Source organism: Acinetobacter piscicola (assembly GCF_015218165.1).
Lineage (GTDB): Bacteria > Pseudomonadota > Gammaproteobacteria > Pseudomonadales > Moraxellaceae > Acinetobacter > Acinetobacter piscicola_A.
Window position 1 is genome coordinate 2025654 of sequence record NZ_CP048659.1, and the last position, 17187, is coordinate 2042840.

A 17187-nucleotide genomic window follows, 5' to 3' on the forward strand; every position below is an offset into this window, starting at 1 on the left:
TGTTGAATTATCGAGCTAATTCCTGACGAATAATCTCTGCACCTGCGCTTAACGCATTTAGTTTGCCTTGCGCCACTTGGCGAGGTAAAGGCGCCATACCGCAGTTTGTTGAAGGATATAGCTTATCTGCATCTACAAACTGTAAAGCTTTACGCAAGGTATCTGCAACCTGTTCAGGTGTTTCAATCACATTGGTTGCGACATCAATGGCACCAACCATCACTTTTTTACCGCGGATGAGTTCGATTAAATCCATGGGTACACGAGAGTTTTGGCATTCAAGCGAGATGATATCGAGCTTCGATTGCTGCAGTTTCGGGAATGATTCTTCGTATTGGCGCCATTCATTACCCAAAGTTTGTTTCCAATCGGTATTGGCTTTAATGCCATAACCATAGCAAATGTGAACTGCAGTTTCGCATTTCAAACCTTCAAGCGCACGCTCTAAGGTCGCAATCCCCCAGTCATTGACTTCATCAAAAAATACGTTAAACGCAGGTTCATCAAATTGAATAATATCCACGCCTGCCGCTTCAAGCTCTAAAGCTTCTTGATTCAGGATTTTAGCAAATTCCCAAGCCAATTTTTCACGGCTCTTGTAATGACCATCATACAAAGTATCAATCATCGTCATCGGGCCAGGCAAAGCCCATTTGATCGGCTGATGGGTTTGGCTGCGTAGGAATTTTGCATCATCAACAAACACTGCTTTCTTACGAGATACTTCACCAACCACAGACGGTACACTTGCATCGTAACGATTACGAATACGCATCGTTTCACGCTTTTCGAAATCTACCCCTTCAAGATGTTCAATAAATGTGGTCACAAAATGCTGACGGGTTTGTTCACCATCGCTCACAATATCAATGCCTGCATGGATTTGTTCATGCAAAGATAATTTCAACGCATCACGTTTTGCATCTAATAATTCTTCGCCTTCAAGTTTCCATGCTGACCACAGTTTTTCTGGTTCAGCCAGCCAAGACGGTTTAGGTAAGCTGCCAGCAGTTGACGTTGGGAGTAACTTTTGATGTGTTGAATGAGCCATATTCGATCTTCTATCTCTATTTTCTTTAAAACGGGTGGTTTAACTCACCCGTGTTTCATCTATTTACGTGATTTAAAATTAAGCTGCGTCTGCATTTTCAATATTAAAATTGGCAGCCCACTCATTCAGAATGTTTTGATATGGCTTAATAAAGTTTTCTTCCGTCCATTTGCCCTGTTTAACCGCCAACTGACCACGTTCAACACGGTCATACACAATACGGGTTAATGAGTAATCGCCAAAGCTTAAGCTTGGTTGATACACTAAGCCTGCTGTCGCATTGGTGTTGTAAATTTCAGGACGGTAGATTTTTTGGAAGCTTTCCATGGTGCTGATCGCACTGATCAATTCAAAATCTGTATAGTCGCTCAGTAAGTTGTCAGCAGAATAGAATGCCAATGGCGCAGTCGCATTTTCAGGTTTGAAATAACGAACGCTTAAGCCCATTTTTGCAAAATACTCATCAGTACGTGAATAGTCATCATTGGTATATTCCACGCCTAAGATCGGATGTACATTTGCAGTACGATAATAGGTTTTTGTCGTTGAAACACTTAAACAAATGACAGGTTGTTTTTTGAATTCAGCTTTGAATACCTCTGAATTGATCAAGTGCTGATACAGCTTGCCATGTAAATCGCCAAAATCTTCAGGTTTTTCATTGAATTTGCAGCCGAGAGTTGGCAATACCACGCTGAAGTCATAGTCACGTACATACGATGAAAAACTGTTGCCGATCATACCTTCAATGCGTTCATTGGTTTTATGGTCGATGATGGTGCTTTTTAAAGTTTCAATAAATGGGAAAGTTTGACCATTGCCCTCAATGTCAATCTCGGCAGAAATAATATCGATTTCAAGTGAATAACGATCAGCATTCGGATTGTCACAGCTAGCCAAACTATTAAAACGGTTATTAATCATTGCCAAGGTACGGCGCAGATTTTCTTCACGGTGTTCGCCACGTGCCAAATTGGCAAAATTAGTGGTCAGACGTGTGCTGTCAGCTGGTTTATAGTTTTCATCAAAACGAATACGTTTAAGTGAACATGCAAATGCGTTACTCATGGGAAATACCACCGAATTTCAAAAATAAATTTAAATGTTTTCAATGAGGATATTTATACTTCAAAGCCAAGATGAATAAAAATGATTTAATCTAAGGTAAAGCTGAGTAAAATTCATGTAAGATAAAAATGAAACAACAAAACCTAAAAATACAATTATAAAACATTGAAATAATTAATTATTTTTATAAATTAAACTTTCACCCATAGGCAAATAAAAAATCTATTCTTCTTGCAATAAATACGTTGTTACTGATCAATCTTATGAAATTTTGAGTATTTACATTTATGCTATGTAAAAAATTAACGATTCAAATGCGCCATTTTCTAAAATAGATACATGAATATCATGTTGAATTGGGGTGAAAAAAACCAATGATCATTGTAAAAACGGGGGATGTCCATACTGCTAAGATGAAAAAATATCAATATTGTGTCACTCAAGCTCAATACAGCTTTTACGTTTCAACAGCACCCAACTCAATATTTTTTAAAATCGCACAATCTGCCTGATCATTGCCAGAACAACAATTCGCAGAATGTTGTAGTAAGTCAACCATCGCTTGCAATTGGGCAATTTTGTCATTTAACACTTGAATATGCTGTAAAGTCAGTTGTTTCACTTCAGCACTTTGACGTTCGGTATTTTTCCACAGCGATAATAATTCTTTCATTTGCTCAGAGGAAAAACCTAAATCACGCGCATGTCGAATAAAATTTAAGGTTTTTAAATCTTGTTCTGAATAGATACGATAACCTGAAGCCGCACGCTTTGCTGTATCCAACACGCCGATTTGCTCATAATAACGAATCATTTTATTGGAAATGCCTGACTGTTTAGACACCTGACCGATATTCATCTTCCACTCCTAATAAATATTCAGAGTTTAAATCCAAGCATTTAAACTCTGAATATAAGACTTTTTATGCGTCAAATTTAAGTGCATGAAAATATTTTAAACGTAATGCATTAGCCAAGACAAATACGGAAGACAGCGCCATCGCCCCTGCGGCAAAAATTGGTGACAGTAAAATACCAAAACTTGGATATAAAATCCCTGCGGCAATGGGAATCAAGGCAATGTTGTAAATAAATGCCCAAAATAAGTTTTGCTGAATATTACGAATAGTCGCTTTACTCAGCGCAATTGCATTGGGTACGCCTTGCAAATTACCAGACATAAGAACCACTTCAGCAGCTTCCATCGCAACATCTGTACCCGTGCCAATCGCAATACCAACATCTGCTTGTGCCAATGCGGGTGCATCATTGATGCCATCACCAACAAATGCCACACGACCATATTTTTGCTGTAACTGTTTCACCACTTCAACTTTACCATCAGGCAAAACTTCAGCTTCGACTTGATCTATTTTTAACTTTTGGGCAATAGCGTTAGCTGTATGACGGTGATCGCCTGTGATCATGGCAACTTTCAAACCAAGTTGATGTAAAGCATCAATCGCAGCATAGGTCGAGTCTTTAATCGGATCGGCAACAGCAACAATTGCGGCAAGTTTTTGATCAATCGCCACATAAATAGGAGTTTTGCCTTCATTGCCTAAACGTGCAGCTTCGGCTGCAAATACACTGACATTGACTCCAATTTCATGCATATAACGGTCAGCACCAATTTGGACTGCTTGACCCTCAACTTCAGCTTGAATCCCTGAACCTGTCACCGAGTCAAAAGCGGTTACAGGCAAGAAATGGATATTCTCCTGTTGTGCCGCATCGACAATTGCCAACGCAATCGGATGTTCAGACTTGGCTTCAACCGATGCGACAATTTGTAAAACTTGCTCACGAGCAAAACTATCCATCACTTGAAAATCAGTTAAAGTAGGTTTTCCTTCGGTCAATGTCCCCGTTTTATCGACTGCAACCACGTTTATATCTTGCAAAAGTTGTAAGGCTTCACCTTTACGGAACAATATCCCCATTTCTGCACCACGACCTGTCCCTACCATAATGGACGTTGGTGTTGCTAAGCCCATAGCACACGGACAGGCAATAATCAGTACCGCAACGGCGTTGATCAAGGCGAAAGTCAGTGCAGGATCAGGACCGAAGATTAACCAAACAAAGAAAGTGAGCAGTGCTAAACCCATCACCACAGGAACAAACCACATAGTGACTTTATCGACTACAGCTTGAATGGGCAACTTTGAACCTTGTGCTTGCTCAACCATATGAATGATTTGTGCCAAAACAGATGCTTCGCCAATCGCCGTGGCACGAATATTCAATGTCCCATTTTGGTTAATCGTCCCACCGACAACCGATTGACCTACAGATTTTTCAACAGGGATGGGTTCACCTGTAATCATCGACTCATCAATATAACTATGCCCTTCAACAACTTCACCATCGACAGGTACACGCTCACCTGGGCGAATTTCGACAATAAGATCACTCGTTACATTAGCAATGGGTACTTCTAGAATCTGTCCATTTTGGTGAATACGGGCAGTTTTTGGCTGCATACCGATAAGATGTTGAATAGCTTGAGATGTTCGTCCTTTGGCTTTGGCTTCAAAATAACGCCCCAATAAAATTAAACTCACAATCACCGCAGCGGCTTCATAATAAACGTGCACTGTACCTTGCGGTAAAAGCTGCGGTAAAAATGTAGCCACCAAGGAAAAACTATAGGCTGCCAATGTTCCAACTGCCACTAAGGAATTCATATCTGGTGCAAAGCGCAATAATGCAGGAATCCCTTTTTGATAAAATCTACGCCCTGGAAAAATTAACACTAAGGTCGTCAGTACACATTGAATCAGCCAACTTTGATATTGTCCGATATGATGCATCACCCACATATGAAATGCAGGAATCATATGTGAACCCATTTCTAAAATAAAAACAGGTAAGGCTAAAACCAGTGAAATAATGAGATCTCGTTTTAACTCCTGTAACTCACTATTTTTTTTATCTTGTTGTTGAGTTTTATTGCTTGAAACAAGTTTGGCATCATAGCCTGCTTTCTGCACAGCTTGGATTAAACGATCACTGCTGACATGGGCATCTGCCTGAATCCAAGCTTGTTCAGTGGCTAAATTAACATTGGCTTGTTGCACACCTTCCACTTTTTTGAGTGCCTTTTCCACACGTGCTACACAAGAAGCACAAGTCATGCCTTCGATGGTCAGTTCAATGGCAGGGCTTGCTGTCACATCATAGCCTGCTCGTTCCACAGCTTTGATCAGCAATTCACGGTCTAAAGGATGAGATGATTGAATAACGGCTTTTTCAGTCGCTAGATTCACATGTGCAGTGTCTACCCCCTCGACTTTTTTCAAGGCTTTTTCGACTCGTCCCACACATGAGGCACAAGTCATGCCTTCAATTGACAAAGTTTCCTGATACTGTTGTGAGCTCATATTTGACCTCTCATTTAAAATTCTGTTTTAAGCATACAGATTGACATCATGGTAAGGTCAAGTGAATTTTAAAAATAGATTTAAAGCTTGACCTTACCATGGTGTTAAGGTTTAGACTTGCTTTAAACGATACTTCTCTTGGAGAATAACCATGAAATTATTGATCGAGAATATGACCTGTGGTGGTTGCGCGCGTGGTGTCACTGCAACCATTCAAGATGTGGATAGCCATGCCAAAGTTGAGGTTGATTTGGTAAGTAAAATTGTCACTGTTGACACAACTGCGAGTACAGATCAAATAACTGCGGCTTTAGCAGAAGATGGTTTTCCTGCCAAAGTTCAGTAATTCGCTACACTTCATTAAAAAGCCAACTGTTCATCTAATTTGGCTTTTTTACATCATAAAATGATCAAAAACCGAGATGCTTATTATATGAAATCCCTTCTAAATCATAAACTTGGTAAATACAATCAAAAAAAGATTTAATATCTTCTGTATATTGTTCTTTACGAACAGCCATAACGACATGTGTGATCGCATTCAAATCTAGAATAGGAATAAATTTCAAATTGGTTAAACAAATATTTTTAGCACTTTCAGGTACAATTACCATACCATCACCAGCAGCAGCAAAACCACATGCCAAAGCCATTTCTCGTACATAACGCACATGCCTAGGCTTTAAATTGTGCTGTTCAAATAAGGTCGCTATATAATGTGAATAATTAAGCTGATCATCTTTTGGATAAAAAATTAAATCTTCATCGACCAATTCTTCTAAAAAAATACCTTTCTTACATGCTAATGGATGACCAGCATGTATCGCTAATACTAAAGGTTCATCTCGTAATTTAGTTCGAATAATCTCAGGATCATCAAAATTGATCCGACCAAAACCAATATCAATTTTTCGATTTTTTAATGCCTCCACCTGTTCAATTGAAGACAGTTCCACCAACTCAATTTTTAGATGAGCATTTCTTTGTTTAAATAAAAAAATTATTTTAGATAAATAACCAAATAATAATGATCCAACAAAACTCAAAGTAATCGTTCGATCAATCATACCGATTTTTTTTGTCATACTTTTTAATTCATCGGCTTGACTTAATAAGTGTAAAGCATGATTATAAAAAAATCCCCCGGCATCAGTCGTGATTAAGGGTCGACTGCCCCTTTCAAATAACTGAACACCCAGTTCTGCTTCTAAGTTTTGGATTTGTCGACTTAAAGGTGGCTGAGCAATAAATAATTTTTCAGCAGCTTTCGTAAAACTTTGTTCCTCAACCACTGCCACAAAATATTTTAAATGTCTAAGCTCCATGTCTATATATCCCTGTTTAAAATTTCTGAATCAAGCATCGTTGATATATTGATTTGACATTAAAGAATAATCTATTTTTAGATATAAAAAAAAATTATTCAGTAAAAATGAATCTTAAGTACAGAAATTCAATTCAATCTTGAAATAATCAAAGATTTGAATATTCAAAATTTAGATTTAATCAACAATCTATTGATACGCAGCAGTTAAACCTACTATTTATACAAAAAGCGAAGCTTTATACACATACAAAATTCATCTATTAATTTTCAAAAATTAACAGCCATTAAATAAAAAACTCAATATTTTTTTAATAATCTGTCCTTATTATCCTATAAGAGATTAAAAATGAAACCTCTTTTCAGCTTGTTGACCTTATTTATGATTTCTGTACACAGTTATGCGAGTGACCCCTTAAACGGTACGGTATGGAAAACCATCGATGATCGAACACAAAAACCCATGTCACTTGTCCAATTTAAAGAAAATGCTAATGGCACATTGTCTGCTAGCATTCAAAAAGTTTTTGAAGCGAGCCAAGCACAAAAATGTACAAAATGTATCGGAAAATATCAAAATAAGCCTTTAATTGGACTTAAGATCATTTCCAATTTAAAAAACTCAGGTCATCTGAAATATACAGGGGGAAGTATTACAGATCCACAAACAGGTAAAACATATAAATTTAATGCCAATTTATCTGAAAATGGGCAAGTTTTAAAAGGACGTGGTTTTATCGGTGTATCTGCATTTGGACGTTCACAAACATGGTTAAGGGTAAATTAGGATTACACTATCTTTGCTGTGGACAAAAGACATATTTAACTCAGTGAAATTGTTTAATTTATGCAATTTATCTAGCTGTAATACTGATCCTTTGCATACAATTCTACCTTTGAAAATAAAGTCGATCTCGAAATGATGAAAAGTTTGAAATTTATATCTATATGGGCAATTTCACTTTACGTTTCGATCTCTTCACATGCGAAAGATACGATCTACCTCATTTCTAGTTCATCTGCCTATGATGAAAGTTACATCCCTAAAATAACTCAGGCTTTTGAAAGTAAAGGCTTTAGTGTGAATACACAATATCTAAACCAGCAGCTTTCAGACTTTGGCTATGTAAACACTGACCATGAACGCGCTAAAAATCTGATTGCTGCTTTAAAAAATGATCACGTGAAATATCTTTGGTTTGTACGGGGTGGCTCGGGGGCTTTAAATTTATTGCCTGAATTACATGCAGAAATTAACCCAATCAAGCAAAGCACACCGAAAGTTCTCATTGGCTTTAGTGATGTAACAGCCATTCATTATTTTATCAACAATGAAATTGGCTGGAAAAGTATTCATGGAACCACCGCCGCAACAGGTAAAATTATCAATGCACCGACTGCTGCTTCTACTGAAACAACGGCAGCAATCACAAATATAAATGATACTAGTGAAAATCAAAAAGATGTAGTTGATGAAATCTTTTCAACCTTACAAAATGGTGTGCATTATCAAGGGCTTTTACCGTTAAATCACGCAGCAAAAAACCACTTTGAGCAAGGTACCTTAACAGGGGGAAATTTAACGCTCGTACAAACGTTATTTTCGACCAAATATGAACGTCGTTGGCAAAATAAAATTCTGTTACTTGAAGATATTAGCGTCACCTATAAACAACTTGACCGCTTATTACATCAAATTTTATTTAAGCAGGATTTTCACCCTAAAGCCATCGTGTTTGGGCAGTTTTATCCAAGTAAAACCAATGATGGTGAACGTTTAATTTACAAAGAAGTGATTCGAACATTTGCCGAAAAAAGTCAAATTCCTGTGTATTATTATCCTTATTTTGGACATGGAAAAATCAATAAACCTTTTATTTTAGGTGGAAAAGCACATATTGCTTGTCCTCAGGACTCAGATTATTGTTCCATCTTTCAAGAAAAACTTTAAATCGTTTTCAAAATAAAAAACCGAGTTAGATCAACTCGGTTTTACAGACATTAACCCAGCTCAGCTAAAATTTTATCCAGTGTCGGATTACTTTGTTGCCATTTTGGTTGTTTGTCTTTATCAACAATCAAAGCACGAACACCTTCAACAATATCGCCATGTTCGAACCAAATATCCTGTAAATCACGCTCGATTTGCATACACTGCTGTAGAGACAAACTCCGTCCAAGATGTTGCAACTTTAAACTCGCTTGTTTAGCAATTAAGGAACGTTGCTGCAAAGTATTCAGCACTTTACTTGCCCATGCTTGATATTCTGTATCAGTCTCATTTTCCAGACTATTTTCAATTTCTGCTAGACTTTCAAAACCAAAATGCTTACGAATATTTTCAGCCAACAAGCTTAATTCGCTCTGTGTTGGATGGGTAATAAACTTCGTAATCATTTGACCAATATTTTCTTTCGTTAAATGTTCAGCTTGAACTAAAGCTTGTTGTAAAGCTTCAAGTTGCTCGCTTGGCACATGATAATCAATCAAATCTAAATATAAGGCATCACTACTGCTAATTTGATCACCCGTCGTTGCCAAATAAACACCAATATCATCTAAGCGAGATAAGAAGTGTGTTGCCGCCACATCAGGGAAAAAGCCTATTGCCGTTTCAGGCATGGCAAAACGTGATTTTTCGCTACTGACAATGATATGACATGCTTGAGCCAAACCAAAACCGCCACCCAAAACATAGCCATCAAGTAAAACAATAACAGGCTTTTTTGATGCTCGAATGCTATTTAGCATGTCATATTCGGCACTAAAATAAGCTTTATGGTCTTTAGTACCATTTTTATAACTATCATAAAGATAGCGAATATCACCACCTGCACAAAAGGCTTTAGGGCTATTTGACTTAATTAAAATGGCTTGCACACTATCTTCATTTTGCCAATATTCAACTTGGCTGCGAATGCCATTGATCATCTCTAAAGATAAAGCATTTAAACTCGGTACACGATCTAAAGTGATCATGCCCAATGCACCTTGTTGTTCAATAATTAAGTGATTTTCTGTATTCATGTCAGCATTCTCTTATTGATTTTTAAACTGCGCTTGACGTTTTTCAACAAAGGCTTGCATGCCTTCTTTTTGGTCGAGAGTAGCGAAAATAGAATGGAAAGTACGGCGTTCGAAACGTAAACCTTCAGCCAAACTAACTTCAAAAGCACGGTTAATCGATTCTTTGATCATCATGGTGGCTACAAGTGATTTTTCAGCAATTTTCTCAGCCGCTTGCAAAGTTTCTTGCAATAACTGTTCTTTTGCAAAAACACGCGCCACTAATCCACTTTGCTCTGCTTCTATTGCGCCCATTTGACGTGCGGTTAAGCACATTTCCATAGTTTTCGCTTTGCCAATTGCAAGTGTCAAACGTTGTGTCCCCCCGATCCCAGGAATAACACCCAAGGTGACTTCAGGTAAGGCAAACTTGGCATTATCTGCGCAGTAAATAAAATCACACATCAATGCCAATTCACAGCCACCCCCTAAGGCATAGCCACTCACCGCAGCAATCAATGGCTTACGACGTTGTGCGATACGATCAGCCAAATTAAAGAAATCATCAAAATAAATATTGGGGAATGTTAAATTTGCCATTTCTTTAATATCTGCACCCGCAGCAAACGCTTTTTCTGAGCCTGCAAGGACGATACACCCAATTTCACGGTCTTGTTCTAGATCATCCAGTGCTAAATTGACTTCACGAATGAGTTCAGTATTTAACGCATTGAGTGCTTTTGGACGGTTTAACGTGATTAAACCTACACCATTTTTCTTTTCTAATAAAATCGTTTCAAACTGCATTTTTCATTCCTTGATTTTGAATCTAATCTCTTATTTTTTAAATACTTTATAAACTACGTGCAATCACCAAACGTTGAATATCGCTCGTACCTTCATAAATCTGACAAATACGCGCATCACGGTAAATTCGCTCGATAGGGAAGTCTTTGAGATAGCCATATCCACCATGAATTTGCAGCGCTGCTGAGCAAACACGCTCCACCATTTCCGAAGAAAACAACTTTGCCATCGAAGCTTCATTTAAGCATGGCTGTCCTGCTTCTTTTAAGCGTGCTGCATGATGTACCAACTGACGTGCTGCTTCAATTTCCGTTGCCATACTAGCTAAACGAAATGCCACCGCTTGATGCTCAAAAATAGGTTTTCCAAAAGTGATTCGGTCTTTGGCGTATTGCGTTGCTTCTTCAAGTGCGGCACGTGCCAAACCCACCGCTTGTGCTGCAATCCCGATGCGCCCACCTTCAAGATTTGACAAGGCGATTTTTAAACCTTCACCTTCTTTACCTAACATCAAACTTTCATGAACGCGTACATCGGTCAGCGCAATTTGACAGGTATCAGACGCATGTAAGCCCAATTTTTCTTCCGTGCGAATCACCTCATAACCTGCTGTTTCACGCGGGACGATGAAAGCACTGATGCCTTTTTTTCCTGCACTTGGATCTGTCACAGCAAAAACAATAATCACGCCTGCGTTATGACCTGAAGTAATAAATTGTTTTGCGCCATTAATCACCCAGTGATCACCGTCTTTAACTGCACGGGTTTTAATCGCAGCAGCATCTGAACCAGTATGCGGTTCGGTCAAAGCAAAAGCGCCGATCATTTCACCTTGTGCCAAAGGTTTTAAATATTTTTCTTTTTGCTCATCTGTGCCAAATTTGGCAATGGGTACACAACCGACAGAGTTATGTACGCTCATAATGGTTGAGGTTGCGCCATCTGCTGCGGCAATTTCTTCTAGCGCTAAAACATAGGCTAAATTTCCAGTTGCTGAGCCGCCCCATTCATCAGAGATCAACATACCTAAAAAGCCCAATTGTCCCATTTGTGACAATGCATCTTTTGGAAATGTGCCATGACGATCCCAATCTGCTGCATTTGGCTTAATTTGCTCTTGTGCGAAATTTCTCGCCATATCCTGAATTAACAATTGTTCTTCGGTAAATTGCATCTTGTTTTCCTTTACAAAAATTCCTTAACTTTCATCAAGTTTTAACACATTATTTTTTACGCTGAATACTCGATGAAAGTCTTATATTGATTAACCTGCTTGCTTTGCCGTTTGTTTGGCAATCTCTTGATTACGCAGTAAAAAACGTTGAATTTTACCACTTGGGGTTTTTGGTAATTCCTGAACAAATTCGACTTGACGTGGATAAGCATGTGCAGATAAACGTTTTTTGACAAATTGTCCAAGTTGTTCTGCAAGTTCATCACATGCTGTTTTGCCTTCTGCCAAAATCACGAAAGCTTTCACAATTTCAGTTCGCTCAGGATCAGGCACACCCACCACAGCAGCTTCAATCACCGCATCATGCTCAAGCAAAGCGCTTTCTACATCAAAAGGACCAATACGATAGCCTGACGTTGTAATGACATCATCACTACGTCCAACAAAACTCATACTGCCATCTGCATGTAATTCTGCGGTGTCTCCAGTTAAATAATAATGCTTTAAAAATGGAGACTTACGGCTTTCTTTATAGCCACCAAACCACATCATTGGGGATTGTTCGATATCCACTGCAAGGATTCCCGGTGTATCTGTCGGCAGCTCATTGCCTTGCTCATCTACAACCGCCACCCGATACCCTGGACTTGCATAGCCTGCGACACCTGCTCGAACATCATGACTGAGTGCATGATGATTACAGACCACCATGCCTGTTTCAGTTTGCCCATAGTGGTCAAAAATTGGGGCATCTAGAACTTGTTTAAACCATCTAAACACTTCTGGATTTAATGGCTCACCTGCGCTACTGACCACGCGGAATTTACCTTTGAGTTTTGCCATTTGCTGAGGATCAGCCGCCATCATCATACGGTAGGCTGTTGGCGCACCTGCCAAATTGGTCACTTGGTAATCATCAACAATCTGACACAAGCTGTCGATACTAAAACCACCTTCGTAGAATAAAGTCGCATGACCTAACAGTAATGGTCCTGTGATGCCATAGTACAAACCATACGCCCAACCGGGGTCAGCAATATTCCAAAATGAATCATCTGCTTTTAAACCAATCGCATCTTTCATGTAGTTGCCAAAAGCGATTAAAGCTTTTAATGGTACTTCTAACGGTTTTGCAGGACCTGTCGTACCCGAAGTAAACATGAGTAAAAATGGGTCTTGAATCGTTTGCATGACCAATTCACATTGATCAGATTGTGCATTGACCACATCCCAAAAGTTTAAATCACTTTGTTCAACCCCATGACCGTCACGATCTGCCACTGTCACGATTTGTGGGCAATGAGCAATTTCATCCAGTTTGCTACGATTTCCCACATCGGAAATTACCAATTTACTTTGTGCTAACTGCACACGATGCTCAATCGCCTTCGGTCCAAAAGCGGTGAATAACGGTTGATACACTGCCCCAATGCGCCAAGTCCCTAAAATCACCACTAAAAGTTCAGGTGTTCGGGGTAATAATCCCGAAACTCGATCACCTTTTTGTATACCTTGCGATTTTAAAAAATTGGCAAATTGGCTTGACCATGTTTTCAATTGGCTAAAGGTATATTGTTCTTTGCGCCCATCTTTTCCTTGCCAATATAATGCGACTTTATTCGCATCTGCTTCTGCATGACGGTCACAGCATTCATAGCAAGCATTAACTTGATCTAATGAACCCGAAAGCATTTCTTGAGCAGCTTGATTTAAATCAAATGCTGCCGCTACATCTTGATAATTCAACATCGTTTAAGCTCCGTCTAGATTTGTTGTTATTCATGACATGAGTGAATATTTATCGTTATGCCATCCTTTGGCATGCAACTATTAAGCTTGTGGTGGTAAATATTGCTGAATAATGCTGGAAAAATCTAAGTGCGCATTACCTTGCAAACACAACTGTTGATACATTTGTTGCACCAAACCACCTAATAAAATCGGTTGTTTGACTTGCCCTGCCGCTTCGATGGCTAAACCTAAATCTTTCAGCATGAGTTGCGTAGCAAAACCATCCGTATAGCCACGACCCGCAGGTGCATTGGCTGAAATATCAGGCCAAGGATTACACACTTCCGAACTCCAACAGCGACCACTTGAACTATTCACGACACCTGCAAGTGCTTGTGGGTCAATACCGAGTTTTGCACCCAATGCCATTCCTTCAGCAACCGCAGCCATTGAAATGCCTAAAATCAAATTATTACAGATTTTAGCAATTTGCCCTGCGCCAACATCACCACAATGTACAATGTTTTTACCCATGTGCTGCAATACTGTTTTCGCTTGTTCAAATACCGCATCATCGCTACCGACCATAAAGGTCAATGTCCCTGCTTGCGCTCCAATCGTACCGCCTGACACAGGTGCATCACAGATTTTAATGCCTTTTTCAGCACCAACCTCTGCGATATCTTTGATCGTTTGTGGGTCAATGGTACTACTATCAATACATAAGCTACCTGCTTTAAGCACGGACAATACGCCATTTTCACCCAAATACACCTCTTTTACATGTTTTGCTGCAGGTAACATGCTGATCACCACATCAGCATGTTGCGCCGCTGCCTGAGGACTGTCACACACAATCCCACCAGCTTCGGTGAAGTGCTGAATTGCCACTTCACTGAGGTCAAAACCGTATACCGTTAAACCTGATTTGAGGAGGTTTTGAGCCATTTTACCGCCCATATTCCCTAAACCAATAAAAGCAATATTCATCCTTGAACTCCTAAATTTTGTGTATTTACACGCAGGTTTTAACGTAGGTTAATGGTGGTGTTGACTTCACCTTTTTCTTGAGTGTCTTCAAACCAACGGCTGGTAATGGTTTTGGTTTGTGTATAGAACTGTACCGCTTGCTTACCATAAGGACCTAAGTCGCCAAGTTTTGAACCACGTGAACCTGTGAAGCTAAAAAATGGCACAGGTACAGGAATTGGAATATTAATACCGACTTGACCGATATCAATGGTATTTTGGAATGTACGTGCAGTTGCACCACTTTGGGTAAATAAGCCCACACCATTACCAAATGGATTAGCATTAATCAGTTCAATCGCCTCATCTAAAGTGTCTACATTGATAATGGCAAGCACAGGACCAAAGATTTCTTCTTTATAAATGCGCATATCTGTTTTGACATCATTGAAAATGGTCGCACCAACAAAGTTGCCATTTTCATAGCCCACAACTTGTACATCACGACCATCGAGTAACAGCTCTGCACCTTGCTCTACACCGCTATTGATTAAGTCCATCACACGAGCTTTGGCACGAGGAGAAATCACTGGACCAATGTCGGTATTTGGCTCATGTCCTGCATTCACTTTTAAAGTTTTGGCTTTTTCGACCAGTTCATCTACCCAGTTTTTACTTTCACCGACCATCACTGCAACAGAAAGTGCCATACAACGTTGACCTGCCGCACCAAATGCCGCCCCGACAAGCGCGTTTAAAGTTTGTTCTTTATTGGCATCAGGCATCACCACGACATGGTTTTTTGCGCCCATCATCGACTGAACACGTTTACCATGTTGTCCTGCAAGGTTATATACATGCGTTCCGACAGCCGTTGAACCAACAAAAGAAATCGCTTTAATAGCTTGATGGGTACATAAACGATCAACCACTGCTTTACCGCCGTGTACAACGTTTAATACGCCTGCAGGTACACCCGCTTGTACGGCAAGCTCAACCAACATCATGGTCGATAATGGATCTTGTTCAGAAGGCTTCAATACAAAAGTATTTCCGCAGACAATCGCCATTGGGAACATCCACAAAGGAATCATCGCAGGAAAATTAAATGGTGTAATGCCTGCACACACGCCAAGTGGTTGCTGCAGCGTATACGTGTCTACACCACGTGCAACACCTTCGACATATTCACCCATTTGCAACGTACCAATTGAACATGCATGCTCAACGACTTCTAAACCGCGTTGGATATCGCCCTCAGCATCAGCCAAGGTTTTGCCTTGTTCAGCCGTTAATACTTTTGCAATGTCTTTCATGTTGTCACGGATCAAGTCCTGTAACTTCAACATGATACGCATACGTGCTTGAATTGGTGTTAAACGCCATGTTTTAAAAGCATCTTGGGCAGCAGCAATGGCAGCATCAACTTCATCCAGTGTTGCCATCGGCACACGACCTAACACTTCCTGTGTTGCAGGGTTAACAATGTCTTGCCAATCCGAAGTTTGTGATTCTACAAACTGTCCGTTAATTAATAATTTAGCCGTCGTTGACTGAATATTTGTGATGCTGTTCATAACCTCTCCATAGGTAATATTTTTTGTTGTTTCATTGTTTGAAAATAGTTTGAAACTCAATTCAGCTTATTTTCTGTATTGCTGTTTCATTTGAGACTAACAAAGAAAAATTTGACGACCAATAGAAATTCACGCACGATTGTTGTGCAAAAATGCACATGGAAGAACAGCAACAATGAAAGTGGATTGGGATCATTTACAATATTTTTTAGTCTTGGCACGTGCAAAAACACTGACCAATGCAGCACGTATGATTGGTGTTGAACATAGTACCGTTTCTCGAAGAATACAGGCTTTGGAGCTGGCTTTAGGAACGCCATTATTTAAACGTGAAGCAACGGGTTATGAACTGACCATAGAGGGTTTAGCACTTGTGCCACGTGTAGAGCAAATGGAACACGCTTTTTTACAAATTGAAAAACCACATCAACCTTTACAAGGTCGTGTGCGTATTGGCACACCAGAAGGTTTTGGCACTGCATTTTTAGCTAAATTATTGGCAGAATTGTCCAAAAAATATCCCTTACTCACCATTGATTTAATCCCTGTACCAAAAATGATTAAGTTGTCACATCGTGAAGCTGACATTGTGATTTCGATTGACCGTCCTAAATCTGGACCTTATATCATCACTCGTTTGACCGACTATTGCTTAAAAATTTATGGCAGTAAAGACTATCTTTCAAAAACCCAACCCATTCATAAACTTGAAGATTTAAAACAACATCGTTTTGTTAATTATATTGATGATTTAGTCTACAGCCCAGAATTATATTGTTTAGAACGGCTACCATTACAACTTGCTGCCAACTTTAGAAGTAGCAGTATTTTGGCACAGCAAATCGCAGTCAGCGCAGGCGCAGGATTGGCAATATTGCCCAAATTTTTAGCCAATGATCAGCCTGAACTTGAACAAGTTTTGCATGATGAAGTGCGCTTTGTACATACTTTTTGGATGCTGACTTTGGTCGATTTACAACATGAACCACGCATTAAATTGGTCTGGGATTTTCTAAGAGCGCAAGCGGATGAATATCAACATTTATTGATGGACTAATTTTTTATTTTTTAAACAACTTCCATAAGACCCTAAA

At 39.4% G+C, this 17187-nt stretch carries 15 protein-coding genes; 4 read left to right on the top strand and 11 right to left on the bottom strand.

Translation table 11 applies throughout. The annotated features are described in order from the left end of the window. Positions 1 to 7: 7 nt before the first annotated feature. The 4 genes from G0028_RS09930 to G0028_RS09945 form a co-directional block, all read right to left on the bottom strand. The gene (locus G0028_RS09930) at positions 8 to 1051 is read right to left on the bottom strand and encodes a methionine synthase (protein WP_180046774.1); all 1044 of its coding nucleotides are present in this window, start codon (positions 1049 to 1051) and stop codon (positions 8 to 10) included. Between the two features lie 78 nt (positions 1052 to 1129). Beyond that, positions 1130 to 2119, bottom strand: a complete 990-nt coding sequence (locus G0028_RS09935) for a putative oxygenase MesX (protein WP_180046776.1) — start codon at positions 2117 to 2119, stop codon at positions 1130 to 1132. Between the two features lie 457 nt (positions 2120 to 2576). Then, complete coding sequence (gene cueR / locus G0028_RS09940) at positions 2577 to 2978, bottom strand: Cu(I)-responsive transcriptional regulator (RefSeq protein WP_130073485.1); 402 nt, start codon at positions 2976 to 2978, stop codon at positions 2577 to 2579. Positions 2979 to 3042: 64 nt separating this feature from the next. Continuing rightward, the gene (locus G0028_RS09945) at positions 3043 to 5505 is read right to left on the bottom strand and encodes a heavy metal translocating P-type ATPase (RefSeq protein WP_180046777.1); all 2463 of its coding nucleotides are present in this window, start codon (positions 5503 to 5505) and stop codon (positions 3043 to 3045) included. Between the two features lie 151 nt (positions 5506 to 5656). On the opposite strand from G0028_RS09945, the gene G0028_RS09950 reads away from it, so the two are divergent. Then, positions 5657 to 5851, top strand: coding sequence for a heavy-metal-associated domain-containing protein (locus tag G0028_RS09950; protein ID WP_130073483.1), 195 nt, complete (start codon positions 5657 to 5659; stop codon positions 5849 to 5851). Positions 5852 to 5915: 64 nt separating this feature from the next. Here G0028_RS09950 and G0028_RS09955 read toward each other — a convergent pair whose 3' ends face one another. After that, positions 5916 to 6830: a LysR family transcriptional regulator gene (locus tag G0028_RS09955; RefSeq protein ID WP_180046779.1), complete on the bottom strand. Its 915-nt coding sequence runs from the start codon at positions 6828 to 6830 to the stop codon at positions 5916 to 5918. Between the two features lie 348 nt (positions 6831 to 7178). Here G0028_RS09955 and G0028_RS09960 point away from each other — a divergent pair, with 348 nt between their 5' ends. Both G0028_RS09960 and G0028_RS09965 read left to right on the top strand, forming a co-directional pair. Further along, on the top strand, positions 7179 to 7616 hold the full coding sequence (locus G0028_RS09960) for a DUF2147 domain-containing protein (RefSeq protein WP_130073481.1): 438 nt from the start codon (positions 7179 to 7181) through the stop codon (positions 7614 to 7616). Between the two features lie 132 nt (positions 7617 to 7748). Beyond that, the gene (locus G0028_RS09965) at positions 7749 to 8780 is read left to right on the top strand and encodes an LD-carboxypeptidase (protein ID WP_180046781.1); all 1032 of its coding nucleotides are present in this window, start codon (positions 7749 to 7751) and stop codon (positions 8778 to 8780) included. 50 nt (positions 8781 to 8830) lie between these two features. Here G0028_RS09965 and G0028_RS09970 read toward each other — a convergent pair whose 3' ends face one another. The 6 genes from G0028_RS09970 to G0028_RS09995 all read right to left on the bottom strand — a co-directional run bounded on the left by G0028_RS09970 (position 8831) and on the right by G0028_RS09995 (position 16093). Further along, positions 8831 to 9856 carry an enoyl-CoA hydratase/isomerase family protein gene (locus G0028_RS09970; RefSeq protein ID WP_180046783.1) on the bottom strand — a complete coding sequence of 342 codons (1026 nt, stop codon included), beginning with the start codon at positions 9854 to 9856 and terminating at the stop codon, positions 8831 to 8833. 12 nt (positions 9857 to 9868) lie between these two features. Next, a complete protein-coding gene (locus G0028_RS09975; RefSeq protein WP_130073478.1) occupies positions 9869 to 10642 on the bottom strand; it encodes an enoyl-CoA hydratase in 774 nt (257 codons plus the stop codon). Positions 10643 to 10688: 46 nt separating this feature from the next. Then, on the bottom strand, positions 10689 to 11816 hold the full coding sequence (locus tag G0028_RS09980) for an acyl-CoA dehydrogenase family protein (RefSeq protein WP_174492603.1): 1128 nt from the start codon (positions 11814 to 11816) through the stop codon (positions 10689 to 10691). Positions 11817 to 11906: 90 nt separating this feature from the next. Further along, a complete protein-coding gene (locus G0028_RS09985; RefSeq protein WP_180046785.1) occupies positions 11907 to 13565 on the bottom strand; it encodes an AMP-binding protein in 1659 nt (552 codons plus the stop codon). 81 nt (positions 13566 to 13646) lie between these two features. After that, positions 13647 to 14537, bottom strand: coding sequence for a 3-hydroxyisobutyrate dehydrogenase (gene mmsB, locus G0028_RS09990; RefSeq protein WP_130073475.1), 891 nt, complete (start codon positions 14535 to 14537; stop codon positions 13647 to 13649). 38 nt (positions 14538 to 14575) lie between these two features. Continuing rightward, the gene (locus G0028_RS09995) at positions 14576 to 16093 is read right to left on the bottom strand and encodes a CoA-acylating methylmalonate-semialdehyde dehydrogenase (RefSeq protein WP_180046787.1); all 1518 of its coding nucleotides are present in this window, start codon (positions 16091 to 16093) and stop codon (positions 14576 to 14578) included. A gap of 175 nt (positions 16094 to 16268) precedes the next feature. Here G0028_RS09995 and G0028_RS10000 point away from each other — a divergent pair, with 175 nt between their 5' ends. Continuing rightward, positions 16269 to 17150: a LysR family transcriptional regulator gene (locus G0028_RS10000; protein ID WP_130073473.1), complete on the top strand. Its 882-nt coding sequence runs from the start codon at positions 16269 to 16271 to the stop codon at positions 17148 to 17150. The last annotated feature ends 37 nt before the right edge of the window (positions 17151 to 17187 follow it).